The following is a 23,288-nucleotide window of genomic DNA, read 5'->3' on the forward strand; positions in this document are numbered from 1 at the left end:
CCGCGCCTGTTCCGTCGATCTACTTCTTCGGCTGGTCCTGCCCCACCGGTACCGGCCCTTTGCCCGGCACATCCTTCACGAGGTCGGACGTGGCCCAGTCGCTGCCGTGGTCGCGCGGCTTTTTCTGGTCCCGGTTGTCTTCGCCATAGTGCGGCGGCCCCGAGGCGGGGTCGCGCGGCGTGCCATCGGGCCAGACGCCGCCGTCGCTGCGGCGGTGCACGCTGTGCGCATCGCCGTGTTCGGTGAGTTTCCCATCGGCTGGTTTGGTCATTTTCGTCTCCGGTCATGGCATAGCGGAACCAAGAGAAGCGAATTCCATACCCGGCCCCGGGACACGGCCCAGCACCACCGGGCGGGTTGCGGGCGAGCCGCCAACCGGCAAAAACTACACACCCGCCCGTACGCCGCCTATATTGGAATGTATCCAATCCATCACAGGAGACCTCGATGCGCTTCCCTTCGCGCTGGATGCAAGCCGATCTGCCACGTGCTGCCGCCACTGCCGCCATGCTGCTCGCACTGGCGGCCTCGGGCGTAGGACTGGGCGGATGCTCGACCGCGCCCGCGGACCCCTCGGCCAAATCGACGTCCGCCTCCGCCAGCGCCCCGCAGGCCGACGCCCTGCCCTCCTGGCGCGACGGCCCCGCGAAGCAAGCCATCGTCAAGTTCGTCTCCGACGTGACGCGCCAGGGCTCGCCCACCTACGTGCCGCCCGAGCAGCGCGTGGCCGCCTTCGACAATGACGGCACGCTGTGGAGCGAGCAGCCGCTCTACTTCCAGTTCTTCTTCCTGCTCGATCAGGTCAGGGCCGCCGCGCCCCAGCATCCGGAATGGCGCAACAACCCGGCCTTCAAGGCCCTGATGGCCAACGACCTGGCCAAGGTGATCGCCAACGAGAAGCAGCTGCTGCAGTTGATTGCCGTCGCCAACAGCGGCATGAACGTGGACGACTACGACAAGACCATCCGCAACTGGATCGCCAGCGCGCGCCACCCGAAGTTCAATCGGCCCTACACCGATCTGGTCTACCAGCCGCAGCTGGAGCTGCTGTCCTACCTGCGCGCGAACGGCTTCAAGACGTATATCGTGTCCGGCGGGACCATCGAGTTCATGCGGCCCTGGGTGGAGCAGGCGTACGGGATTCCGCCCGAGCAGGTGGTCGGCTCGACGCAGGCGGTGCGCTATGGCATGTCCAACGGCAAGCCGGCGCTGGTGCGTGACCCGAAGCTGGAGTTCATCAACGATGGCCCCGGCAAGCCGGTTGGCATCTATCGCCATATTGGCCGGCGGCCGATCCTGGCCGTGGGCAACTCGGATGGCGACTTCCAGATGCTGGAATACACCACCACCGGCGACGGCCCGCGTCTGGCCGTGCTCGTGCATCACGACGATGCCGAGCGGGAATTCGCCTACGACCGCGCGTCCAAGATCGGCAAGCTGGACAAGGCGCTCGACGCCGCCAAGGTGCGCGGCTGGACCGTCATCAGCATGAAGCAGGACTGGCAGGCGGTGTACCCGAAGCGATAGGCTTAGCGCCCCGCGCGCCCTGCCCGCTACGGCATGATCCCGATGTAGCGCCCGCGCGGGCGGATCACCTGCCCCACCCCCAGTTGCTCCAGGCTGTGCGCCAGCAGGCCGATGCTGCGCGCCGTGGCGAACATGGCGAACGCGGCGTCGTCCGGCAGGCGGTAGTGGATGACCAGCGCCGCCAGCGCCACGTCGATATTGGGCTGCAGGCCGGTCAGCCGGGTGGCTTTCTCGATAAAGCGCGTGATGACGTCGGGCGGATCGAACAGGGCCAGCAGCGCCACCGCGCGTGGGTCCCCATCGGGATAGAGGTGATGGCCGAACCCGGCCAGCGGCAATCCGGTGGACAGGTAGTGGGCAATCACCTGATCCTCGCCCAGCCGCTCCACCTCGTTGAACAGCGCCTTGACCCGGCCGGACGCATCGCCGTGCAACGGCCCGGACAGCGTGGTCAGCCCCGCCAGCAGGCAGGCCGGCAGCGAGGCGCCCGTGGACGCCGCGATACGCGTCGCGAACGCCGAACTGGTCAGCTCATGGTCCACCAGCAGCACCATCGCGGTCCGCAGCAGATCCGCCACCTGCGGCGACTGCTGCCAGCCCTGCGCAAAGCGGAGGTGCAAGGGCTGCTGCCCCGCCTGCGCGCCAAAGGCGTTGGCCAGCTGGCCCACCAACTCCTGCGCTTCCAGATGCAACACCCGCGTCATGCGCCCATGCGTGGAATGGCCCGTGGCCGCCAGCGTGGCCAGCGTATGGAAGGCCGCCACGCGCCCGGGCTCGGCGACGCCGGCCATCGATGAGAAGTCGACGACCTGCTCGGCGTCCCACAGCAGGTGCGCCACCTCTTCCAGCGTGGCGGATCCGGCCAGCGTCACGGCGTCCTGCCCCCGGTAGTACAGCCGCTCGCGCACGAAGGTCGAGAGCGCGGTGGGGATGCTCGGCTCCGCGCCGAACAGCGTGTTGGTGGCCAGCGTCTCGTGCTTGCGCCCGGCCTGCTTGCGCCGGGCGAGGCCGGCCACATCCTCGGCCCGATAGAGGCTGCGCCGCGTGTCGGCAGGGTCGGACATGACCTCAAGCTTGCCCCGGCTGACGTAGGCATAGAGCGTTTGCGGCCGCACGCCAAGTCGGCTGCACGCCTCGTCCATCGATATCCAGGTTCCCATGGTGACGCTTCCCGTACGAATTTATGTTGATTTTATATATCAATCTTGCCTCGTTAATCAACTATTACATACCATGCATCCATCAACAACCCCCCAGCCTCACGCACATGAAGCCGCAAATCCTCCAGCTGAACCCGATCCTGATCCCGGCGGCCAATGACGAACTGGCCAGCCGCTACGTGGTGCACAAGTACTTCGAGATTGCCGACCAGGCGGGCTGGCTGCGCGAGCACGGCGCGTCCATCCAGGCGGTGATCACCGGCGGCCACACCGGGATCTCGCGGGCGATGCTGGAACAGCTGCCGGCCCTGAAGGTGGTCGCCGTCAATGGCGTGGGCACCGATGCGGTGGACCTGGCCTACTGCCGCGAGCGCGGCCTGGCGGTGACCGCCACGCTGGGTGCGCTGACCGAAGACGTGGCGGATCTGGCCATCGGCCTGCTGATTGCCGCCTGCCGCAATATCTGCGCGGGCGACCGCTTCGTGCGGGACGGCCAGTGGGAACTGCATCCGCAGCCCAGCGCCATTCCGCTGGCGCGCCGGTTCAGCGGCATGCGCGTGGGCATCGTCGGCATGGGCCGGGTCGGGCGCGCCGTGGCCACGCGGGCGGCGGCGTTCGGCTGCCCCATCCGCTACACCGACCTGCGCGCCATGGACGACGTGCCGCACACCTTCGTGGCGAACCTGCTGGATCTGGCCCGCGAGAGCGACGCGCTGGTGCTGTGCGCCGCCGCCGACAAGGCCGAGGGCATCATCAATGCCGCCGTGCTGGAAGCGCTCGGCCCGCAGGGCTACCTCGTCAACGTGGCGCGCGGCCGGCTGGTCAATGAAACGGATCTGGCCGATGCCATCGCCGCCGGGCGTATCGCGGGCGCGGGCCTCGATGTGTTCGTCGACGAACCGCGCGTGCCGCTGGCGCTGCGCCAGTCGGACCGCACCACGCTGCAGGCCCACCGCGCCAGCGCCACCTGGGAGACGCGCGGCGCCATGGTGCAGATGGTGCTGGACAGCGTGGCGCAGGGGCTGGCGGGCGAGCGTCCGGCCATGAGCCTGACCACCTGAGACCGCGATGGATTTCGTCTTCCCACCGGCCCCACCGGTCTCGCTGCCTGTCTCGGGTGACACGGCGCGGTTTCCCATCGCCCGGGTCTTCTGCATCGGCCGCAACTATCGATGGGACCCGGCCGAGCCGGCGCCCCGGGCCATGCCTGCATGGTTCATGAAGCCGGCGACCGCCGTGGGGCCGGCCCGGGGCGAGCTGCCTTATCCGCCGGAGACGACCGAGTTCTGCCACGAGGTGGAACTGGTGGTGGCGATCGGCCAGGGCGGGCGTGACATCGATCCGGCACAGGCCGAGGCGCAGCACATCTGGGGCTATGCCGTCGGACTGGACCTGACCCGGCGCGACTTGCAGCAGCAAGCCAAGCGCGTCGGCGGCCCCTGGGAGCCCGCCAAGGCCTTCGACCACTCGGCGCCGTGCAGCGCCCTCGTGCCCGCCGCCACCTGCGGCCATCCGCACGAAGGCGCGATCCAGCTCGCCGTGAACGGTGTCGAGCGGCAGCGCGCGGACCTCTCCGGCCTGCTCTGGCCGGTGCCGGAGCTGGTGGCGATGCTGTCCCGATCCGTGACGCTGATGCCGGGCGACCTGATCTTCACCGGTACGCCGGTGGGCGTCGGGCCCTTGCAGCCCGGCGATGTCATTCAGGCCAGCGTGGCGGGGATCGGCGAGCTGGCGCTGACCGTCGCCCGCTGAAGACCATCCGCCACAACATATATATATAGGAGACCCCCTTGAACGCACCCCGCAAGATCGCCCTCGTCACCGGCGCCGGCAGCGGCGTGGGCCGCCTGACGGCCATCGCCCTGCTCAATGACGGCTGGACCGTCGTGCTGGCCGGCCGGCGCGCCGAGCCGTTGCAGGCGCTGGCCGCCGAGGCCGCCGAACGCGGCCAGCCCGCCATGGCGGCGCCCACCGACGTGACCGACCCGGCCAGCGTGCAGGCGCTGTTCGACACCATCGAGCGCGAGTTCGGCCGGCTGGACCTGCTGTTCAACAACGCCGGCGTCAACGCCCCCGCCGTGCCGATGGACGAGCTGCCGCTGGACAAGTGGTTCAACGTGATCAACACCAACGTCACGGGCGTCTTCCTCTGCGCGCGGGCGGCCTTCGGCCTGATGCGCCGCCAGTCCCCGCAGGGCGGGCGCATCATCAACAATGGCTCGATCTCCGCGCACACGCCCCGCCCGTTCACGGCGCCGTACACGGCCAGCAAGCACGCCGTCACCGGGCTGACCAAGGCGCTGGCGCTGGACGGCCGCGCCTACCACATCGTGGCCAGCCAGATCGACATCGGCAACGCGCTGACCGAGCTGTCCGAACGCATGACGCGCGGCGTGCTGCAGGCCAACGGCACCACCGCGCCGGAGCCGATGATGGATGCCACCCATGTTGCCAATGCCGTGCGCCACATGGCCTCGCTGCCGCTTGAGGCCAATGTCCTGACCATGACCGTCATGGCCAGCGCGATGCCTTTCGTCGGGCGCGGCTGACATCACAGAGTTAACAAAAGTTGACCAGAAATCGAACGGAGACAACCATGCATTTCACCCCTCTCATCAAGACCCTTGCCCTGTCCGCTGCACTGTCCACCACGCTGATCGTGGCGCCGGGGCTGGCCTCGGCACAGAACAACTACCCGAGCCGCCCGGTCACCATCATCGTTCCGGCCCCGGCCGGCGGCGGCATCGACCTGATCGCCCGCGTCGTGGGCGAGAAGCTCTCGGTCAAGTTCGGCCAGCCATTCATCGTCGAGAACCGCCCGGGGGCGTCCAACAACCTCGGCACGGCGGTGCTGGCCAACGCCAAGCCGGACGGCTACACCATCGGCATCGTCGGTGGCAGCCACAACATCAACAAGTTCCTGTTCAAGAACCTCGGCTGGGACCCGCAGAAGAGCTTCGAGCCCATCGTCTACACCCACGAGATTCCGCTGGTGTTCGCGATCTACCCGAAGCTGCCGGTCAAGACCATGCCTGAACTGGTGACGTGGATGAAGGCCAACCCCGGCGAAGCCAAGGTGGCCACGTCCGGCCGTGGCAGCGCGCAGGAGATGGCCGCCGAGATGTTCCGCATGGTCAGCGGCGCGCCGGTGCTGCTGGTGCCCTACAAGGGCTCGTCCGCCGCCCACCCCGACCTGGTGGCCGGCCGCACGGCGCTCTACATCGACACCATCAGCGCCATCCAGGAGCAGGTGAAGGCGGGCAACGTGCGCGCCGTGGCGGTCTCCACCCGGAACCGCTCCAAGGCGCTGCCCACCGTGCCGACGGCCGAGGAACAGGGGCTCAAGGGCTACGACGCCAACACCAACGGCGGCTTCCTGGCCCCGGCCGGCACGCCGAAGGAGATCGTCGCCAAGCTCAACACCGAGATCAACGCGGCGCTGAAGCTGCCCGAGGTGCGCGCCAAGCTGGAAGCAGCCGGCATCGAGGTGCAGGGCGGCACGCCGCAGGCCTATGCGGCCCTGATCCAGTCCGACCTGACGAAGTGGGGCAAGGTCGTGAAGCAGGCCGGGATCGAGGCGGAGTAATCCGTACCCGCTGGCGATCTTCGACCGGCGCCCCTCTGATTAGCAGGATGGTGATGCACCCCGGATCCTTGCTACCGTTTGCAACCGCCGTCAGCCGCGTCTGGCGGCGACAAGACAAACGGACAATGGGAAGAAGGGGTTATAGCCATGCTGAAGTGGAAATATCTGATGGGCGCGCTGGTCGTGGGGGCCGCCCTGGCCGGCTGCGGGGGCGGTGACGGGCAGGCACCCGTGCAGACGGAAACGCCGGCGGCCCCCGCCGAGCCACCGCCGCCGTTGCCGATCAAGTACTCGGGCACGCTGTCTTTCGGGGACACCATCGCCCTTACCGTGGACGCGCCGTCCCGCGGCAGGGTCACGCTCAGTTTTGTCGACTCGGCCTTTGGCCTGCGTGGCACGGTCATCGGCAACTACACCAGCACGGACGGCAATTACACCGTGAGCGGTCTCGAGGCCGATAGCGCGGACCCGCCACCGGCCACCCTGACTGCCAGGCTGGCCGGCATCGGACTGACGTTCCGCCAGGGCGTGGATGGCCTGTTCGGCGAGATCTCCGGCGTGCCGAACCTGCTGGGCACCAGCACCGGCCTGCTGGCCGGCGACATCGCCGCGAACGTTGCCCCCCTCACCGCGCCGGCGCTGAGCAGCCTGGCCGGCGGCTACAACGTGCTGATGAACTTCGGGATTTACGATCAGGCCACTGGCAAGCCGCTGGTGGGCCCCGTCAGCACGGCGGCCGGCATGCGCTTCGACACCGAGGGCAACGTCGAACTGTGCACCGACGCGGATCTCGTCACCTGCGTGACCCCGCAACTGGGCAAGCTGACGCTGGCCGACCAGACACGCTTTCCGGGTGCCTACGACCTGGTGATGAACGGCGGCGGCTACTTCCGTGGGCGGCTGTTCGTCAACCCGACCGGCGGCTTGCGCTTCGACATGAACTACGCCGAGGCAGGGTCGGTCGCCACCGGCACCTGGACCATCCAACCGGCCACGGCGCTGGTCGCCGGGGAGCTTGACGGCACCTGGGCGTGCTCGCGCGCAAACCGCGTGATGGACGGCGCGGCGGCGGTGATGGACGGCACGCTGGTGCGGGACACGCTGACCATTGCCGATGGCAAGCTCACCACCGCCAGCAAGGCACTGACCCTGCCGCTGATGCTGAATGCGTTCCAGGGTGGCATGACGCTGAATGGCGTGGCGCTGGCCATCAATGGGGACCCGGACGCCGACCCGGACGATCCGGCTGCCGCGCCGCCTACTTTCGGCCAGATCCTCCTGAAGACGGGCGCCGACTCGCTGGCGTGGCTCAACCTGACGGACAGCAGCGTCTTCCAGGGCACGTGCCGCCGCGCGTCCTGACCTTTGCTGAACCACCGGGCATCACTCTGCGCCGGCCCTCGGGCCGGCGTTCTTTTGCCAGGGTGTCAGTCGTGCAGCAGGTGCCGCAGCCACAGGCTCATCAGCCCGGCGCGGCCGCGCACGCCAAATTTGCGGTAGATGCCGGTGATGTAGGAGTGCGTGGTGGAAACAGCCAGCCCAAGGCGTTCGGCGATCTGCTTCTCGCCGGCTTCGGTCAGGAGCAGGTTCAGCACCCGGCGTTCGTGTGGGGCGAGCGCGTCGAGGCGACTCGCGTGGTCCGGCGGATGGGGCGGGATCGCCCGCGCCTGCCGCAGCGCGGTCACGTCCCGTGCCACGCCAATGCGCAGCTGGTGCGCCGCGTGCCATTGGGCCGACCACGACAGGTGGACGTCCGCACCATTCCGGTGCCGATAGCGATTCTCGAAGCCCACGCGCTTGTTGCCGGCCAGGACCCGGCCGGCCTCGCGCAGCGTCTTCTCCCGGTCTGCCGGCACCACCAGTTCGAGCACGAACTGGCCGACCAGATCGGACTGCCGGTAGCCGAGGATTTCCTCGCACACCGTGTTGGCGTAGCGGATCTCGCCGGTCTGGTCGACCAGGAAGACGGCGTCGGGGAGGCTGTCGGCCAGCGCAATCGCGCCATCCTCCTTGAGAAGTATCGTCATCGGGTTGGGGGGCGACGGCGTTGCGGCAACGCAACTGCCGTGCGCGGGAGCAATCGATCGAGTAGTGTTGCGGGGGTTCGACGTGGTCGCTCGGGACAATAGCGCAGCGCCCCGCCGCCTCCTATCCGAAATCGCTCATCTGCCCATGGCCGAACCGAACCGACTCCCCGACCGGCATGCCGCCGGCTGGCTGGACGTTGCCACGTCCGACGCGGACGACGCCGCGCGCATCCAGCGCCAATGGATGCCGATGCAGTACGACCAGCTCGATGGCGGCGCCTTTGCCGGGCGATTCCGGATGCTGCGGACGGATCACACACTCGTTGTCACCGAGTTGCAGAACCGCACGGTGCTGAAGCAGCAGCACTCCCCGACCGACTATTGCACGATCAGCCTGATCCGCAAGGTGTCTGGCCGGGGGCGGTGCGGGCTGGATACGCTGTCTGGCCAGAGCGTCGGCTACATGCCGGGGGGAAGGGATTACGAAGTCCAGCTTCCGCCCAGCGAGATCCTGTATTTCGGTTTCGACCAGCGCCGCCTGATGCAGGCCGCCGAGGTGCTCGGCTATGACATGCCGGCCAACGGTAATCGGCCCGTTTTCCTGGATGGACTGGACGCGGCGGGACTCAACCGGATGGCGGATACCTTGATGGCGCTGCGCGACCGCGCGGCAGCCGATCCGACCGCCACCGTCAATCGACAGTACCTGGATGACGTCGTGCTCGAGCGCGCACTGGAAATCCTCGTCAGGGCGCCGTCCGGCGCAACGCCGGTCCACGTCATCAACATGCACCGCATCACCCAGCACGCCCGGGCGCTGATCGACAGCAGCCCGAACGAACCCTGGACGGTGATGACGCTGTGCCAGGCGCTCCATGTCAGCCGCGCCACGCTGCAACGGGCCTTTCAGCGGCACTACGGGATGTCGCCCCTGGCCTATCTGCGGATCCGGCGGCTCAATGGCGCGCGCCGGGCCTTGCAGGCCGGGCGCGGCACCAGCGCGACGGTCTCGTCAGTCGCCATGCATTGGGGCTTCTTCCATCTGTCCCGGTTTGCACAGGACTACTGCCAGCTGTTCGGCGAGTTGCCGTCCACCACGCTGGGAACTCAGTGGCCGGCTGCCTCGACCGCACCGATTCCGGTCTCGGAACGCAGTTCCTGAGCTTCGAAGCCGGCCTTGTCCAGGCGCGCTCTTGCCGACTTGTCGGTCACCGATACGATCCAGATGCCAAGGAAGCCGATCGTCATCGAGAACAACGCCGGGGACGTATAGGGGAACGGTGCGCTCTTGAAGTGGAACACATCGACCCAAACGGCCTGCGACAGGATCGTGAGCACGACAGCCGACAACAGCCCCATGAAGCCGCCTATCGTCGCGCCGCGTGTGGTGCAACCCTTCCACAGCACTGACATGAACAGCACCGGGAAGTTGGCCGAAGCTGCCACCGCAAAGGCCAGCGATACCATGAAGGCAATATTCTGCTTCTCGAAGACGATGCCGAGCACAACGGCGACCACACCGAGGATGACGGTGGTGATACGCGATACCTGCAGCTCATCGCGACTGCTTGCATTGCCATGCTTGAACACGGTGGCATACAGGTCGTGCGACACGGCCGATGCACCGGCAAGCGTCAGGCCGGCCACGACGGCCAGGATGGTGGCGAAAGCCACGGCCGAGATAAAGCCGAGAAACACGTTTCCGCCGACCGCGCTGGCCAGATGGACGGCCGCCATATTGACGCCGCCAAGCAGCTTGCCGCTGCCATCCTGGAAGGTCGGATTCGTCCCCACCAGCACGATGGCTCCGAAGCCAATGATGAAGGTCAGGATATAGAAGTAGCCGATCCAGGTCGTGGCCCAGAAGACCGACTTGCGCGCCTCCTTGGCATTGGGCACCGTGAAGAAGCGCATCAGGATGTGCGGCAGCCCGGCCGTGCCGAACATCAGCGCAATCCCGAACGAGATGGCCGAGATGGGATCCTTGATGAAGTTCCCCGGACCCATGATGGAGTCCTTCTTCGCGTGGACCTCCACGGCCTTGGCGAACAGGACCTCCGGGCTGAACTGGTGCTGGGCCAGCACCATGAAGGCCATGAAAGACGCGCCGGCGAGCAGCAGGCAGGCCTTGATGATCTGCACCCACGTCGTCGCGGTCATGCCGCCGAAGAGGACATACACCATCATCAGCGTACCGACGATGACCACCGCGATCCAGTATTCCAGCCCGAACAGCAGCTTGATGAGTTGCCCGGCACCCACCATCTGCGCAATCAGGTAGAAGGCAACCACGACCAGCGTGCCCGATGCCGCGAACGCGCGGATCGGCCCCTGCTTGAAGCGGTAGGCAGCAACATCGGCAAAGGTGAAGCGGCCCAGGTTGCGCAGCCGCTCCGCCATCAGGAAGGTGACGATCGGCCAGCCCACGAGGAAGCCGATGGAGTAGATCAGGCCGTCATAGCCATTGGTGAAGACTGCCGCCGAAATGCCGAGAAACGAGGCCGCCGACATGTAGTCGCCAGCAATTGCCAGGCCGTTCTGGAATCCGGTGATGCCGCCGCCACCGGTGTAGAAAGCGGCTGCCGATTTTGTCTTGGTTGCCGCCCATTTGGTAATGAACAGCGTGCCAATGACGAACACGGAAAACATGCCAATTGCCGTCCAGTTGGTCGGCTGCCGCTGCATCTGCCCGAGGTCTCCGCCCGCTGCAAGGGCGGCCGATGCCAGCAGCAGCGCCGCGCTGGCGACGATGGCGTGGTGGGCTTTCATGCCACCTCCCGCTTGATCTGCTCGGTCAGCTTGTCGTACGAGGCGTTGGCATGGCGCACGTAGAAGCCGGTGATGGCCACCGTGAATGCAATCACGAACAAGCCGATCGGCATGCCCCATGTCATCACGCCGCTTCCCATTCTCGTCGCAAGCAGTTCCTTGTCGAAGGCGATCAGCAGGACGTACCCGTAGTAGACAATCAGCATCACGGCGGTCAGGGACCAGCCAAGCCTGCTGCGTTTGTGGACAAGCTCATGGTATGCGGGATTTGCCCTGAGTCTTGCGACCAGATCTTCATTCATCGATGTCTCCTGCCATTTCTTTTGCTTCGTCATCGCCGGCCTTGGGCGGCGCAGTGCTGGACGCGATGGATGTCATCGCAATCCATGCCGCTAGGTTAATCGCTACCCCTTACCCAGGTCTTACACGCGCGGTGACTGGCGCGGCGCATCGCGCATGCGGCTAGCGGCGTTGCGGCACGAGCACTACCGGAACGGCACTATGGCGCACGATCTCCTCTGCAACGCTGCCCATCAACAGGCTCTTCAGGCCGCTGCGCCCGTGCGTGCCGGTCACGACGAGTTGCGCATCGCTGCGCTCCACGATGCGCCGAAGCTGGCCGGCGATGTTTCCCGGCGCGTCGATGTCATCGACCATCACGACGCGGCCTCGAACATTCCTCGCTTCCGCGCTCGCCAGGGCATCCGCCAGCAGCTTCTTGCCCTCTGCGACAAGCCTGGCCCGCACGCCCTCCTCCTCATAGCCGGGGTCGACGATATGCACGATCTCAAGTTCGGCATCGAAGGCCGCCGCCAGCTTGATCGCCTCGTCGAGGCCCCTCGCCGCGCATTGGCTCCCATCGACGGCAACCAGAATCTTCTGGTACATGAGCTGTCTCCTCTACCAATGGCAATGTCCTGCCGTCTACTTGCTCTGTCCCTCGGTGTAGGGATCGAACTTGCCCGACCGCGCCACATCGTCCGGTTGGGGCCGCTCGTCCGGCAGCTTCTTCGCCGGCGCAGCGTTGGACTTCGTCCTCACGCCATCGGTGTACGGGTCGAAATTCCCGGCCTTGCTGGCACCTTCCTTCCCCTTTTCAGGCGACGACGGCTTTGCCTTGGTCGTATGGGAGCCGCCATACAAGTCGCCGCCATCCGTGTAGTTCTTCTGCGCCATGGCGGGTGCCGCCAGGAGGGCAACGACTGCTGCCGTAGCCACTAAGGTCATCCGTTTCATTCTGGTCTCCTTCAAGCACAAGATGGCTTTGAGTCCAGACTAGGTGCCACGTCCCGGCGGGGCTTGATACATATCAAGCCGCCCCGCCGAGCGGATAAGCGACACGATGCCGAGGGGTCACGGCGTGGTGGCGCTAATGATTCTCAGTATTCGCGCACGCTCTCAACGTCATATTTCTCACTGGAAGAAGCTATATTGTGATGAGCCGGGCCATCGGGCCTCCGGCGCAGGTGCCAGCCCGCGCCACCTCCAAATGAGCCGAAAATGACGCTCCCCACACCGAATGCGGATGGCCGCTGGATCCTGCCGGATCAGATCACAGGGAACGAGGCATGTTTTTCCGCAATAGTGCGCACCTCCATGGAGGCCATTATTTCGGTAAACGAGGGACAAAGCATTGTGCTCTTCAACCCCATGGCTGAAGCGCTGTTTGGCATCTCCGCATCCGAGGCGGTCGGAAAGCCGCTGGACCTGCTGATTCCGAGCCGGTTCCGGGCCTCGCATGCGACGCACGTCAAGCGCTTCGGCGTCACCGGCGTGTCGGATCGACAAATGGGCCAGCAGCGCACCCTCTTCGGCCTGCGTCGGGACGGCAGTGAATTTCCGATCGAGGCTTCCATCTCGCAAACCAGCGACAGCCAGGGACGCAAGCTGTTCACCGTCATGCTGCGAGACGTCACGGAGCGCGTGCGCGCCGAAGCAAGGTTGCGTCACTCGCGGGAAGAACTGCAGGCCCTCTCTGACAGCATCCTCTCCACCCGGGAGGAGGAGAAACGGCGGGTGGCCAGGGAACTGCATGACGACATCGGCCAGCGTTTGAGCGCCCTGAAAATGGACCTCGTCATGCTGGAGAACGATCTGCGCAGGGAGGGCGCCTCCACCGGCAGTTGCAGTCAGGCCGCCGCCATGCACGCCGGGCTCGATGCCGCCATTGCCGCCGTCCGACAGATTTCGGCAGACCTTCGGCCAGCCCTCCTGGATGAACTGGGCCTGACTGCGGCACTCGACTGGCTGGGAAAGGATTTCAGCCATCGTTACGCCATTTCCGTCGACACCCATGTGCCGGATCATGTCGAGGTGTCCGATCAGGCAGCGACCGCGGTGTTCAGGATCGTTCAGGAAGCCCTGAACAACGTCGTCCATCATGCCAACGCGAGCCGCGTGTGGATCGACCTGCATCAGGCCGACGACGACCATGTCCTGTCTGTGCGAGACGATGGCGACGGCTGGGACGGCGAGATCAAGGACCCTGCCCGTCGCTCGTTTGGATTACTCGGTATTCGGGAGCGCGCACGCCTGCTTGGCGGCACCTTGTCTCTTGCCAATACCCCGGGCCGGGGCTTCGAACTTTCCCTGCGGTTTCCCACCAGGTTTGCCGAGACGAGGTAATGCCATGATACGTGTGGTGATTGCAGACGATCATGCCGTCGTGCGTAACGGCTTGCGGCATATTCTCGAACGGGAATCCGATGTGGGGGTCGTTGGCGAGGCCTCCAAGGCATCGGAGGTGTCACATGTGGTCAGGGAAACTACGCCGGATGTCATCCTGCTCGATCTTTCCATGCCTGGCCGCAGCGGCCTGGAACTGGTGCGACTGGTGCGTACCGATCATCCCGCCACGCGCATCCTCGTGCTGACCATGCATGCGGAGGAACAGTACGTCGTCCGCGCCTTTCGCGCCGGCGCCGCCGGCTACCTGACCAAGGACAGTGCGGCGACCGACCTCATTGACGCGCTCCGGAAGGTTGCCGGTGGCGGCACCTACGTCAGCCCGGAAATGGCGGAGAAACTCGCCCTCGGCCTGCAGGAGCGCCCCGACGCCCCCCATACCGGCCTGTCGGACCGGGAGCTCGAAGTCTTCCGCCGCATCGTGAACGGGGAGTCCCTGACCGAGATCGCCGAGGCCCTCTCCGTGAGTGCGAAAACCGTCAGTACCTACAAGATGCGCCTGCTCGAGAAGTTGCAGCTGCGCAGCGACGCGGCACTGGTGCGTTACGCCATCCAGGCCAACCTCTTCCCCGACGACTCAGAAATCTAGCCCCCTGGCGTCAAAGGATGGGAAAGCCATTCGACGTTGATGTATCGCAACGTCGACCTTCCGCACTCACTTAGAGTGAAGCCATCCCCGTGCTCGACCCTTTGCCAAGGAGCCTGGATGGACATCTCGGCCATCATCATCCATGTGGACGCATCCCCACAATCCGCGGCCAGGCTCTCGCATGCGGTGGCGATCGCTACGGCATTCCATGCCACGTTGATCGGCCTGCTTTCGCAGAATGCCGACGCCCCGGCCGGGACCGATCACCACCACAATGGCAAACACGTGCGGAGCGGCATCGCAGCCGACCTCTCGGCCAACTGTGATGCGGCCAGACTGGCCTTTGACACCGCCACGGAGCACCTGCCCGTGGCGGTGGACTGGCGCGTCGGGGAAGGCACGCCTATCGATGCCATGCATTGTGAAGGCCGGCTGGCAGATCTCATCATCGTGGGCCAGCCGGCGCCAGGGGAGGTCGGCGCCTCTGCCACACGGCGGTTCATTGAATTGACGATCGTGGGCACGGGCCCGCCGGTGCTGGTGCTCCCCGCCGGCGGCAAGATTGCCGCAGCCCCGTGGCCGTATGCATCGGCCATGGTGGCGTGGAGCGGCACCCGCGAATCGGCACGGGCGCTGCGGAGCGCCCTACCCTTCCTCCGGCTCGCCCGCCGCGTGAACCTCGTACCCTGCCCGCCTGACGGCCTGGGGCGCCACCCAGGTGCCGCGCCGCCAAGCTACGCGATGAGCTGGCTTTCCCGCCATGGCGTGAAAGCGACGCTGACGGAAATGACCGTCCATCAATCCGGCAGTGTGGGCGACGCCCTGCTGGAATTGACTGCGCGCCGCAAGGCCGACCTCCTCGTCTGTGGGGAATACGGGCGCCGCGTCATGCGCGATAACGTCCTGGGCAGCGTCGCCGACACGCTGCTGAGCAAATCGCCGATTCCCACGCTCTTCGCCTGCTAGATATCCCGGCACTTCATCCCCGCCATGTCAGGTTACCCTGACAGAAACCGACTCATTCCTGACGCTGGTCTCAGCCGTTGCTGATTTCGCTCGACCTCGCGCTCGTCAATACTCAATCCAACGGCTCACGTCTGATGCGACCGCCGGCGCAGGACTCAAGTCCGCGCCCACTGCAGCCTCAACAGGAGGAAGCAATCATGTACGGATCCACTCAGGTGTTGGAAGCATCGCATTCGCCAGGCGCGGACGACCTATTGGCGGCTTATGCGCGCCTCGGCGAAGCGCCAAGGCAGATGAATGCGAACTGTTCGCTTTGCAGTCTCCGGGCGCTCTGTTTTGCGTCGTGCCTGGGCGAAGATGAACTGCCCCGCCTCGAAAGGGTTGTCAGTCAATGGCGCATGATCCATCGCGGCGATTATCTCTTCCGCGTCGGCGACAAGTTCCACAGCTTGTACACCCTGCGCTCGGGATCGTTCAAGACCGTTGCCGGCCACGAAGATGGCCTGGAACATGTCAGCGATTTCATCCTGCCAGGCGAAACGCTTGGACTGGGCGCCATCGGCAGCGGGCAATACGATTGCGATGCCATCGCGCTGGAAGACAGTGCGGTCTGCATCATCCCCTTTGCCTCGCTGGAATCGCTCTGTCACGACGTGCGCAGCGTGCAGCACCACCTCAACCAGACCCTCAGCCGTGAAATCGTGCGTAGTTCCAGGCAAATGGTCCTGCTTTCCGGCATGACCGCTGAACGACGCGTTGCGTCATTCCTGGTCGATTTCTCGCGGCGCCTGCTTGAGCGGGGGTACGCGGCGCGGTCGTTCACGCTGCGCATGACGCGTGAGGAAATTGGCAGCTACCTCGGCATCAAGCTCGAGACCGTCAGCCGGACCTTCTCCCGATTCCAGCGCGAAGGGCTGATGCGGGTCGACGGCAAACAGATCGAGATCTTCGACCCGGAGGCGTTGGCGCAGATCTAGATGACCGCCGGGACGGAGGGAGCGGATCGCGAATGATTCTCAGCAGCCGCATTCGTCACCTCAGCACCTACACTGATTGCAGCGCCATGGCGAGTGCCGGCGCCAGGCGCCATCCCACTCGCACATGGCGAAAAGCCAACTTCATGAATCTGCTGTTACTGGTCATCTCAGCACTGACTCTCCTTGGCGGCTGGGCGGCCAGCCAGTTCGGCGATGCGAACCTCGCTCGCTGGATCTGGATCGGCGGCATTGCCCCGAATGTCCTCGCCTTGCTCGTCGACTGCACAAGATCGCTGTTGCGACGGCAGGCCGGGGTCGATCTGCTCGCCCTCCTCTCCATTGGCTTCGCACTCTGGTTCGGCGAATCGCTGATTGCGTCCGTCATTACGCTCATGCTGGCCAGCGGGCGCATGCTGGAGTCGTACGCGCAAGCGCGCGCGCAACGGGAGATCACCGCACTGCTCGCCCACGCGCCGAAGCGCGCGCACCGGTTCGACGGGCAGCAGTGGCAGGACATCGACCTCGCTGACGTACGCGTTGGCGACCAGTTGATGGTCAGGCATGGTGAAATCGTCCCGGTCGACGGCACGCTCAGCCAGCCGGCCGACCTTGACGAGTCCACCCTGACCGGCGAGGCCGCAATCCGGAAACGGGCGGCGGGCGAGGCAGTCAGCAGCGGCGTGCTGAACTCGGGCGCGGCCGTCGAAATGATCGCCGGTGCCACCGCTGAACACAGCACCTTCGCAGGCATCGTCCGGATGGTGGAAGCCGCCCAGAAGGAGCGCAGCCCTGGGGCGCGGCTCGCGGACCGCTACGCCGTGGCCTTCATGGCCGTCGCGGTGCTGCTGGCGGCCGCGGGCTGGATCTGGACCGGCGATCCGCTGCGGAGTCTCGCTGTACTCGTGGTTGCAACGCCGTGCCCCCTGATCCTGGCGGTACCCACTGCGATCGTTTCGGGGATGTCCCGTTGTGCCAAAAGGGGGGTGCTTGTCAAGGGCGGCGGCGCGCTCGAGCGTCTGGCCGTCGCGAACACCCTGTTCTTCGACAAGACCGGCACCCTGACCAGCGGGCGCGCCCACCTCGCTGCCGTCGATTGCGCCCCCTCGTTCCAGTCGGACGAGATCCTCCGCCTTGCCGGGTCCGTCGCCTGTGCCTCCACGCACGTTATCTCCGACGCAATTGCCGTGGCGGCGCGCGAGCGGGGATTGCAGCTGGCGCCCCCCGCGAACGTGCGAGAAGTGCCAGGATCCGGGGTACAAGCCATGGTCGGCGGCCTGGATATCAAGCTGGGCGCCATGCAGTATGTGCTCGGCACAGGCGACCTTCCGTCCTGGGCAGGCGCGTCCCTGAAGCGCATGCGCCCGGAAGGCGCCTCTACCGTGTTCCTCAGCATCGATGGCCGCCTTGCCGGCCTCCTGCAGTTTCTGGATGGTATCCGCCTGGAGGCACCCCGCGCGCTGCGCATGCTCCGGGAGCTGGGCATTCAGCGTCAGGCCATGCTCACCGGCGACCAGATCGACATGGCGCAGTCCGTCGGCGAGATCCTGGGCATCACGGAGGTCTTTGCCGAGCAGTCTCCGGCGGACAAGCTGGACAAGATCAAGCGCGCGCGGGCGTCGGGAACCGTGATCATGATTGGAGACGGCACCAATGACGCCCCGGCCCTGGCTGCCGCCGACGTCGGGGTGGCCATGGGTGCGCGAGGCGCCGCCTCCACCGTGCAGGCTGCGGATGTTGTCCTGCTCGTCGACCGCTTCGACCGCCTGGTCGACGCCGTCACCATCGCCCGAGGCACTCGCCGCATCGCCTGGCAGAGCGTCATGGTCGGCATGTCGTTATCGTTCCTCGGCATGCTGGTGGCGCTGGCCGGATATCTTCCCCCGTTCTCCGGCGCGGTTTTGCAGGAGGTGATCGATGTCGCCGTCATCCTCAATGCACTGCGCGCGCTGCGCCTGTCGCCCGCAAAGTCGACGAATTCCCTGCCTGCTACGGAGGTGGCCAGGCTCCAGCACGAGCATGTGGAGCTCGGCCAGTACCTCGACCAGATCCGGACCCTGGCGGCAACCCTTCCGCAGCTTGATCCCGGCAAAATGAAATCCGAGCTGGCGGCCGTGGTGCAGCTTCTGGCCGAGAACATCCTCCCCCACGAGCGCGATGACGACTGGAACCTCTATCCCGGCATCGCGCGGCGGCTGGGCGGCGAGGATCCGCTGGCGGCGTTGAGTGCCGTGCATCGAGAGATCTTTCGCACCGCCCGCCAGCTCGACCTGATCGTGCGGGAGATGCTCCCCTCCGGCCCCGACAGCAGCGAGATCCGCGAGGTGCAGCGACTGCTCTACGGCCTGGAGGCCATCCTGCGCCTGCACTATTCGCAGGAGAACGAGCTGTTTCACGTGCTGGGCGAGGCACCAGGATGAGATCGCACCGGCAGCCTTGACTTGGCGCAAAGCCCCGGCAATCGCCCCGCCTATGCTGGATGCAAGGCGTCATGCCACGCGGCGACGCCCCATGCAGCGCTCCAACGGCTACCAGGGGATTCTCCATGTACGAACGCATCTTGCTCGCCGTCGACGGCGGCCCATCCTCCGACCTTGCGATCTCGCAGGCTATTCTTGTCGCCAAGACCATGAACGCCGAAGTCAAGGCGATCTTCGTCGTGGACGATAGCGAACTCTTCTTCGAGGGCAGCCATATCAACCCGGACGATATCCTGCGCGACCTCTTCAGCGTCGGGCAGCAGACGCTGAGCCGCGTGGCGGCACGGCTCCGGGATGCGGGCGTGCGCTGCACCACCGCAGTGATCGAACGGCCGGTGTCACCCGGGCAGATCTCGTCGACGATCGTGGCGCAAGCGGACACGTGGCCCGCAGACCTGATCGTGATGGGCACGCACGGCCGCCGGGGCGTCAGGCGGATCATCATGGGAAGCGTGTCCGAAGGCGTCATTGCCAAGACGAACAAGCCCGTGCTGCTGGTACGCAGCGAACGGGACGCCTGAACGGGCGCCGCAGATTCACGCCAGCGGGTACGACGCCCGATACTCGGGCATCGTGACATGCCACTGCAGTTCGCGTTCGATCCGCTGGCGCAGTGCATCGCTGGCCTCCGGCTCGCCATGCACGACGAAGGCACGCCGGGGCGGCGTACTGAAGCCCCGCAGCCAGACCATCAGTTCATCTGCATCGGCATGCGCCGACAAGTGCTGGATCTGCGCCACCGAAGCGCACACGGTAATGTCCTGCCCGTGCATGCGTAGCGTGCGCCGGCCGGCGGCCAGTGCCGCGCCACGCGTGCCGGCGGCCTGAAATCCCGACAGCAGGATCGTGCTGCGTGCATCCTGCCCGTAGGTCTCCAGATGGTGGACAACCCGCCCGCCAGTCGCCATTCCGCTGCCCGCGAGGATGATCTTCGGATTGCCAACGTGATTCAACGCGATCGACTCCTCCATGGTCTGCACGGGAGTCGCCATCGCACACGCCGCCGCACACGCCTCGCGCGGAATATGCAGTTCCTCCGGATGCAGCGAAAAGATCTGCGTGGCATCGATCGCCATGGGGCTGTTGAGGTAGATCGGCACGTCAGGCAGGCGCCCCTGCTGCCGCAGGCGGTAGAGGCAATAGAGGATGGACTGGGCCCGGCCTACCGCGAACACCGGCACGATGAGGCTCCCTCCCCGGCCGATCGTGGCATCGATGATCTCGCCCAGGGCGTCCACGGGGTCTGTCGCAGGGTGGAGCCGGTCGCCATAGGTGGACTCCACCAGCAGGTAATCCGCCCGGGCAATGGTTTCCGGCGGGCGCATGACCACGTCATGCTGGCGGCCGAGGTCGCCCGAGAACACAATCCGCTGGCCCTCCACATACAGCGTCACGATCGCCGCGCCGATGATGTGCCCCGCCCGGTGGAACTCCGCCTCCACGCCGGGCGCCACCGTCACCCGGGAGGCGAATCGGGTGGGCTCGAGCCGACGCAGCGCGCGCGCGGCGTCGGCGGCCGTATAGAGCGGTAACGCGGGATGGTGGCGCGAGAAGCCCTTGCGGTTGGCGAAGTTGGCGTCTTCTTCGGCGAGATGCGCGCTGTCGGGCAACAGGATGCCGCAAAGCTGCGCGGTGCCCATGGTGCAGAAGACCCGACCGCGGAAGCCGTTGCGCACCAGCAGCGGCAGATAGCCGCTGTGATCGATATGGGCATGCGTGAGCACCACCGCATCGAGCGAAGCCGGATCGACCGGAAAGGGGTCCCAATTGCGCAAGCGTAGCGCCTTATAACCCTGGAACAGACCGCAATCGACCAGAATCCGGCTCCGGCCGGTGTCCAGCAGATACTTGGAGCCGGTCACTGTATCCGTCGCACCGAGGAACTGGAGTTGCATCGTCGGTCTCCGTCAGTGCGACATGAACAATGGCACCTCGCACCGCTGCAGCAAGGTGCGGGTCGTGCCGCCGATGACCAGCTCCCGTAGCCTGGCGTGCCCATAGCAGCCGGCCACGAGCATATCTGGCGCCAGTGTCTCCAGGCACGAGAGGATCGCCTTTCGCGGCGCGCGGTCGGTAGGCAAGCTACGGCTCGCGGCGTCGATGCCGTGCCGCCGCAGATAAGCCTCCAGGCCGGCGTGTGGCGTGCCCGGCATCCCATGCCTGTGGCCATCCTCGGACGTGAGGATGGTGACCTGCCGGGCTCGCCGCAGTAGCGGTAGCGCGTCGGCGACGGCTCGCGCCGCCTCGCGCCCCCCGTCCCAGGCGATGGCCATGTGGCCACCATGCAGCGCCCGCATCGCCTGGGGCAGCACCATGACCGGCCGCCCGGCGCTCAGTATCACCTGCTCGGGTACATCGGGCACCACCGGCGGCACGCCGTCCCACGGCGGGCGCTGCGCCAGCAGGCTGAGATCGGCCAGCTTTCCGCGTGTGACGAAGGCCCGGGGCGCTTCATCCTCGACGGCCTCATGCGCAAACGATATCGCCAGCCCCATCTCGGCCACCATGTCCTTCATCAGGTCGCCATATGCGGCAGCTTCGGCCCGCAATTTGTCGCGTGCCAGGGCCGCATGACGTGGGCCATCGTCATCCGAACCGCGCAGATGCCCTAGCGGCACGCCCGTCGCCGTGACGCCGGCAAGGTGTGCACCAAAGGCGGACGCCAGGCGCGCAGCCGCGCGCAGGCGGTCACGGCAGCCCGCGTCGCGGCCAACTTCCACCAGAATTGTCTTGAAGTCCATGTCGTAAGGGCTAGTGGGTCATCAGTACCGGAACGGTCATCGAGGCGAGCAACGTCCGCGTCACGCCGCCGAGCACCAGCTCCCGGAAGCGCCCATGTCCGTATGCACCCATGACCACGAGGCTGGCGTCGAAGTTGGCGGCGCGTGACAGGATCAACTCGCCGATCGCCAGATCCGTTCCGCCGGGAGCGTGCTCGACGACCACCTCCGCGCCTTGCCCTTCGAGCAGGCGCACCGCTGCCGCCACCGGCGAAGCATCGGTACGCAGCGCCATGGTTGCCGAGTTCGCGTGGAGCACGCATACCTGGCCACCCGCCAGCAGGGGAATCGCATCGTGCAAAGCGCGCGCCGCTTCGCGCCCGCCGTCCCACGCGACCATGGTGCGGGGACCAAGCGCCCCGAAAGTGCCCGCGCAGGGGATGACAAGGATCGGCCGCCCCGACTCCAGCACCAGGGATTCGAGAAACTGCGGGGCGACGTAGCTATCGGGATCGTTGGCATCGTACTGGCCAGCCACGACCAGTCCGGCCTCGCGGACTTCCCTGAGCGCCATGGTCACGGGCTCTCCCTCCGTGGCGCGCCATTCGACGTCGATCGACAAGTGCTTTACCGCAGCCTCGAATTTGGCGCGGACCTGCTCACGCGCTTCGTTGCGCCGGGCCCGGTCCGCCTCCAGGTACTGCGCCGCGTTGTCCATCAGGTAGAACCAGCGAGGATCTGGTGCAAAGCCCACAAAGAGCCCCACCAGACGGCATTGGTGCGCCACCGCCAGCCGCACCGCCACATCGAGCCGGATCAGCGCCCGGTTGCTGGTGTCCAGGTGGACGAAGATGCTGTGATAGGTCATGACAGGCTCCGAAGATGACGAGCTAATGCGACTAGTGCGAGAGAAGGAGCGGGATGGTGCTGTGGCGCATCAGGGCGTGCGTCGTGCCGCCCATGACCAGTTCACCCAATCGCGAGTGCCCGTAGCCGCCCGCCACCAACAGGCTGGTGGCATCGGCATTCGCAATCCGCAACAGGCTGTCTGCGGGATGCTCGCCTTCTTCCACCCGTACCGTGGCCGAGATGCCGTGCGTGGACAGCCAATGCGCCATGCCGGCAACGTTCGCCTCGTCGGGCCTGCCCGCCTTGACAATCACGACGATGGTCACGCGTGTGGCCTCGGCCAGCAGCGGCAATGCATCCGCCACCGCGCGCGTGGCCTCCCGGCGGCCGTCCCAGGCGATCAGGACGTGCCCACCCAGGCGGAACCGCGCGCCGCCGGGCGGTACCAGCAGTATCGGCCGTCCCGCGTGGAGTAACGCGTACTCGGCGGCCTTCGCCATCGGCACCGGCGCCGTCTCAAACGCGGACGGCGGTGCCGGCAGCACGATATCGGCGAAGTGACCCTGCAAGGCGAGGGCCGATCCGGCCTCCTGCTCCAGGATGACCTGGGAAGTCTGCACCTGCGGCGCCACGCGGCTCATGACCGCATTCATCGCCGTGGCGTCCGCGCGCACGGCGCGTTCCCGGCCGTTTTCATACAGCGCCTCGTAAAGCCCGGCCTGCTGCCCCGCGCTGCGGTACGGCTCGATCTGCATCCCCAGCGCGGTGAGCCCAACGACATGCCCCGAAGACGCCGACGCCAGCAAGGCCGCCGCCTCCAGGCGCACTTCACGCGCAATGTCATCCCCCAGATCCACGAGGACGGTCTTGTAGTCCATGGCATTCCCTTAATCAGCCGAGTGGAAGCTCGTCGCCACTGGAATGTAGCCATTGGCCGCTACGCCGGGTTGCGCCAA

The 23,288-nt window shown here is 66.2% G+C and carries 24 protein-coding genes; 13 read left to right on the forward strand and 11 right to left on the reverse strand.

Annotated features, from left to right (window positions below):
• Window positions 1-19 precede the first annotated feature (19 nt).
• A complete protein-coding gene (locus SB751_RS01915) occupies window positions 20-271 on the reverse strand; it encodes a hypothetical protein (protein WP_211942935.1) in 252 nt (83 codons plus the stop codon).
• Window positions 272-447: 176 nt separating this feature from the next.
• Here SB751_RS01915 and SB751_RS01920 point away from each other — a divergent pair, with 176 nt between their 5' ends.
• Window positions 448-1,527 carry an HAD family hydrolase gene (locus tag SB751_RS01920; protein WP_410747748.1) on the forward strand — a complete coding sequence of 360 codons (1,080 nt, stop codon included), beginning with the start codon at window positions 448-450 and terminating at the stop codon, window positions 1,525-1,527.
• A gap of 26 nt (window positions 1,528-1,553) precedes the next feature.
• Here SB751_RS01920 and SB751_RS01925 read toward each other — a convergent pair whose 3' ends face one another.
• Window positions 1,554-2,687, reverse strand: coding sequence for a citrate/2-methylcitrate synthase (locus SB751_RS01925; protein ID WP_410747749.1), 1,134 nt, complete (start codon window positions 2,685-2,687; stop codon window positions 1,554-1,556).
• A gap of 107 nt (window positions 2,688-2,794) precedes the next feature.
• On the opposite strand from SB751_RS01925, the gene SB751_RS01930 reads away from it, so the two are divergent.
• The 5 genes from SB751_RS01930 (at window position 2,795) to SB751_RS01950 (ending at window position 7,635) form a co-directional block, all read left to right on the forward strand.
• A complete protein-coding gene (locus tag SB751_RS01930; RefSeq protein ID WP_211942934.1) occupies window positions 2,795-3,748 on the forward strand; it encodes a 2-hydroxyacid dehydrogenase in 954 nt (317 codons plus the stop codon).
• A gap of 7 nt (window positions 3,749-3,755) precedes the next feature.
• Window positions 3,756-4,439, forward strand: coding sequence for a fumarylacetoacetate hydrolase family protein (locus SB751_RS01935; RefSeq protein WP_144195935.1), 684 nt, complete (start codon window positions 3,756-3,758; stop codon window positions 4,437-4,439).
• Between the two features lie 38 nt (window positions 4,440-4,477).
• Entirely contained in the window at window positions 4,478-5,236 is a 759-nt protein-coding gene (locus tag SB751_RS01940) for an SDR family oxidoreductase (protein ID WP_092292720.1), read from the forward strand.
• 47 nt (window positions 5,237-5,283) lie between these two features.
• The gene (locus SB751_RS01945; protein ID WP_144195937.1) at window positions 5,284-6,273 is read left to right on the forward strand and encodes a Bug family tripartite tricarboxylate transporter substrate binding protein; all 990 of its coding nucleotides are present in this window, start codon (window positions 5,284-5,286) and stop codon (window positions 6,271-6,273) included.
• 147 nt (window positions 6,274-6,420) lie between these two features.
• Window positions 6,421-7,635 carry a hypothetical protein gene (locus SB751_RS01950; protein WP_144195939.1) on the forward strand — a complete coding sequence of 405 codons (1,215 nt, stop codon included), beginning with the start codon at window positions 6,421-6,423 and terminating at the stop codon, window positions 7,633-7,635.
• A 65-nt stretch (window positions 7,636-7,700) separates the two neighbouring features.
• Here SB751_RS01950 and SB751_RS01955 read toward each other — a convergent pair whose 3' ends face one another.
• A complete protein-coding gene (locus tag SB751_RS01955; RefSeq protein WP_144195940.1) occupies window positions 7,701-8,300 on the reverse strand; it encodes a PAS domain S-box protein in 600 nt (199 codons plus the stop codon).
• A 145-nt stretch (window positions 8,301-8,445) separates the two neighbouring features.
• On the opposite strand from SB751_RS01955, the gene SB751_RS01960 reads away from it, so the two are divergent.
• Window positions 8,446-9,462: a helix-turn-helix domain-containing protein gene (locus tag SB751_RS01960; RefSeq protein WP_144195942.1), complete on the forward strand. Its 1,017-nt coding sequence runs from the start codon at window positions 8,446-8,448 to the stop codon at window positions 9,460-9,462.
• Here SB751_RS01960 and SB751_RS01965 read toward each other — a convergent pair.
• From SB751_RS01965 to SB751_RS01980, 4 genes are all read right to left on the reverse strand, one after another.
• Window positions 9,408-11,069 (reverse strand): cation acetate symporter, encoded by a 1,662-nt coding sequence (locus SB751_RS01965; RefSeq protein WP_144195944.1) that lies wholly within the window; start codon window positions 11,067-11,069, stop codon window positions 9,408-9,410. The genes SB751_RS01960 and SB751_RS01965 overlap by 55 nt on opposite strands.
• Window positions 11,066-11,371: a DUF485 domain-containing protein gene (locus SB751_RS01970; protein ID WP_144195946.1), complete on the reverse strand. Its 306-nt coding sequence runs from the start codon at window positions 11,369-11,371 to the stop codon at window positions 11,066-11,068. Before SB751_RS01970 ends, SB751_RS01965 begins: the two co-directional genes overlap by 4 nt.
• A 160-nt stretch (window positions 11,372-11,531) precedes the next feature.
• Entirely contained in the window at window positions 11,532-11,957 is a 426-nt protein-coding gene (locus SB751_RS01975) for a universal stress protein (protein WP_144195948.1), read from the reverse strand.
• A 36-nt stretch (window positions 11,958-11,993) separates the two neighbouring features.
• Entirely contained in the window at window positions 11,994-12,305 is a 312-nt protein-coding gene (locus tag SB751_RS01980; RefSeq protein ID WP_144195950.1) for a hypothetical protein, read from the reverse strand.
• Between the two features lie 264 nt (window positions 12,306-12,569).
• Here SB751_RS01980 and SB751_RS01985 point away from each other — a divergent pair, with 264 nt between their 5' ends.
• The 6 genes from SB751_RS01985 to SB751_RS02010 all read left to right on the forward strand — a co-directional run bounded on the left by SB751_RS01985 (window position 12,570) and on the right by SB751_RS02010 (window position 19,284).
• Complete coding sequence (locus SB751_RS01985; protein WP_144195952.1) at window positions 12,570-13,694, forward strand: PAS domain-containing sensor histidine kinase; 1,125 nt, start codon at window positions 12,570-12,572, stop codon at window positions 13,692-13,694.
• Between the two features lie 4 nt (window positions 13,695-13,698).
• Window positions 13,699-14,343, forward strand: coding sequence for a response regulator (locus tag SB751_RS01990; RefSeq protein ID WP_410747750.1), 645 nt, complete (start codon window positions 13,699-13,701; stop codon window positions 14,341-14,343).
• A 117-nt stretch (window positions 14,344-14,460) separates the two neighbouring features.
• Entirely contained in the window at window positions 14,461-15,309 is an 849-nt protein-coding gene (locus SB751_RS01995; protein ID WP_144195956.1) for a universal stress protein, read from the forward strand.
• Window positions 15,310-15,506: 197 nt separating this feature from the next.
• Window positions 15,507-16,286 carry a helix-turn-helix domain-containing protein gene (locus tag SB751_RS02000; RefSeq protein WP_144195958.1) on the forward strand — a complete coding sequence of 260 codons (780 nt, stop codon included), beginning with the start codon at window positions 15,507-15,509 and terminating at the stop codon, window positions 16,284-16,286.
• 143 nt (window positions 16,287-16,429) lie between these two features.
• Window positions 16,430-18,703 (forward strand): heavy metal translocating P-type ATPase, encoded by a 2,274-nt coding sequence (locus SB751_RS02005; RefSeq protein WP_410747818.1) that lies wholly within the window; start codon window positions 16,430-16,432, stop codon window positions 18,701-18,703.
• Window positions 18,704-18,828: 125 nt separating this feature from the next.
• On the forward strand, window positions 18,829-19,284 hold the full coding sequence (locus SB751_RS02010) for a universal stress protein (protein WP_144195960.1): 456 nt from the start codon (window positions 18,829-18,831) through the stop codon (window positions 19,282-19,284).
• A 15-nt stretch (window positions 19,285-19,299) separates the two neighbouring features.
• On the opposite strand, the gene SB751_RS02015 is transcribed toward SB751_RS02010, so the two are convergent.
• Genes SB751_RS02015 through SB751_RS02030 form a run of 4 tightly spaced genes read right to left on the reverse strand, consistent with a single transcriptional unit; the run spans window position 19,300 to window position 23,210 of the window.
• Entirely contained in the window at window positions 19,300-20,658 is a 1,359-nt protein-coding gene (locus SB751_RS02015) for an MBL fold metallo-hydrolase RNA specificity domain-containing protein (protein WP_211942929.1), read from the reverse strand.
• A 12-nt stretch (window positions 20,659-20,670) separates the two neighbouring features.
• Complete coding sequence (locus SB751_RS02020) at window positions 20,671-21,504, reverse strand: universal stress protein (RefSeq protein ID WP_144195964.1); 834 nt, start codon at window positions 21,502-21,504, stop codon at window positions 20,671-20,673.
• 10 nt (window positions 21,505-21,514) lie between these two features.
• Window positions 21,515-22,351 carry a universal stress protein gene (locus SB751_RS02025; protein ID WP_144195966.1) on the reverse strand — a complete coding sequence of 279 codons (837 nt, stop codon included), beginning with the start codon at window positions 22,349-22,351 and terminating at the stop codon, window positions 21,515-21,517.
• A 31-nt stretch (window positions 22,352-22,382) separates the two neighbouring features.
• Complete coding sequence (locus SB751_RS02030; RefSeq protein ID WP_144195968.1) at window positions 22,383-23,210, reverse strand: universal stress protein; 828 nt, start codon at window positions 23,208-23,210, stop codon at window positions 22,383-22,385.
• Window positions 23,211-23,288: the final 78 nt, after the last annotated feature.

It is taken from the genome of Cupriavidus sp. SIMBA_020, from assembly GCF_046535395.1.
Lineage (GTDB): Bacteria > Pseudomonadota > Gammaproteobacteria > Burkholderiales > Burkholderiaceae > Cupriavidus > Cupriavidus campinensis.

What these genes read in the sequence shown, in the direction of transcription:
- SB751_RS01955 (WP_144195940.1), bottom strand. Translation starts at nt 8,300, where the DNA reads ATGACGATACTTCTCAAGGAGGATGGCGCGATTGCGCTGGCCGACAGC.
- SB751_RS01990 (WP_410747750.1), top strand. Translation starts at nt 13,699, where the DNA reads ATGATACGTGTGGTGATTGCAGACGATCATGCCGTCGTGCGTAACGGC.
- SB751_RS02000 (WP_144195958.1), top strand. Translation starts at nt 15,507, where the DNA reads ATGTACGGATCCACTCAGGTGTTGGAAGCATCGCATTCGCCAGGCGCG.
- SB751_RS01980 (WP_144195950.1), bottom strand. Translation starts at nt 12,305, where the DNA reads ATGAAACGGATGACCTTAGTGGCTACGGCAGCAGTCGTTGCCCTCCTG.
- SB751_RS01960 (WP_144195942.1), top strand. Translation starts at nt 8,446, where the DNA reads ATGGCCGAACCGAACCGACTCCCCGACCGGCATGCCGCCGGCTGGCTG.
- SB751_RS01935 (WP_144195935.1), top strand. Translation starts at nt 3,756, where the DNA reads ATGGATTTCGTCTTCCCACCGGCCCCACCGGTCTCGCTGCCTGTCTCG.
- SB751_RS01985 (WP_144195952.1), top strand. Translation starts at nt 12,570, where the DNA reads ATGACGCTCCCCACACCGAATGCGGATGGCCGCTGGATCCTGCCGGAT.
- SB751_RS02030 (WP_144195968.1), bottom strand. Translation starts at nt 23,210, where the DNA reads ATGGACTACAAGACCGTCCTCGTGGATCTGGGGGATGACATTGCGCGT.
- SB751_RS01950 (WP_144195939.1), top strand. Translation starts at nt 6,421, where the DNA reads ATGCTGAAGTGGAAATATCTGATGGGCGCGCTGGTCGTGGGGGCCGCC.
- SB751_RS01995 (WP_144195956.1), top strand. Translation starts at nt 14,461, where the DNA reads ATGGACATCTCGGCCATCATCATCCATGTGGACGCATCCCCACAATCC.
- SB751_RS01975 (WP_144195948.1), bottom strand. Translation starts at nt 11,957, where the DNA reads ATGTACCAGAAGATTCTGGTTGCCGTCGATGGGAGCCAATGCGCGGCG.
- SB751_RS01920 (WP_410747748.1), top strand. Translation starts at nt 448, where the DNA reads ATGCGCTTCCCTTCGCGCTGGATGCAAGCCGATCTGCCACGTGCTGCC.
- SB751_RS01970 (WP_144195946.1), bottom strand. Translation starts at nt 11,371, where the DNA reads ATGAATGAAGATCTGGTCGCAAGACTCAGGGCAAATCCCGCATACCAT.
- SB751_RS01925 (WP_410747749.1), bottom strand. Translation starts at nt 2,687, where the DNA reads ATGGGAACCTGGATATCGATGGACGAGGCGTGCAGCCGACTTGGCGTG.
- SB751_RS02015 (WP_211942929.1), bottom strand. Translation starts at nt 20,658, where the DNA reads ATGCAACTCCAGTTCCTCGGTGCGACGGATACAGTGACCGGCTCCAAG.
- SB751_RS02005 (WP_410747818.1), top strand. Translation starts at nt 16,430, where the DNA reads ATGAATCTGCTGTTACTGGTCATCTCAGCACTGACTCTCCTTGGCGGC.
- SB751_RS02020 (WP_144195964.1), bottom strand. Translation starts at nt 21,504, where the DNA reads ATGGACTTCAAGACAATTCTGGTGGAAGTTGGCCGCGACGCGGGCTGC.
- SB751_RS01930 (WP_211942934.1), top strand. Translation starts at nt 2,795, where the DNA reads ATGAAGCCGCAAATCCTCCAGCTGAACCCGATCCTGATCCCGGCGGCC.
- SB751_RS02025 (WP_144195966.1), bottom strand. Translation starts at nt 22,351, where the DNA reads ATGACCTATCACAGCATCTTCGTCCACCTGGACACCAGCAACCGGGCG.
- SB751_RS02010 (WP_144195960.1), top strand. Translation starts at nt 18,829, where the DNA reads ATGTACGAACGCATCTTGCTCGCCGTCGACGGCGGCCCATCCTCCGAC.
- SB751_RS01965 (WP_144195944.1), bottom strand. Translation starts at nt 11,069, where the DNA reads ATGAAAGCCCACCACGCCATCGTCGCCAGCGCGGCGCTGCTGCTGGCA.
- SB751_RS01945 (WP_144195937.1), top strand. Translation starts at nt 5,284, where the DNA reads ATGCATTTCACCCCTCTCATCAAGACCCTTGCCCTGTCCGCTGCACTG.
- SB751_RS01915 (WP_211942935.1), bottom strand. Translation starts at nt 271, where the DNA reads ATGACCAAACCAGCCGATGGGAAACTCACCGAACACGGCGATGCGCAC.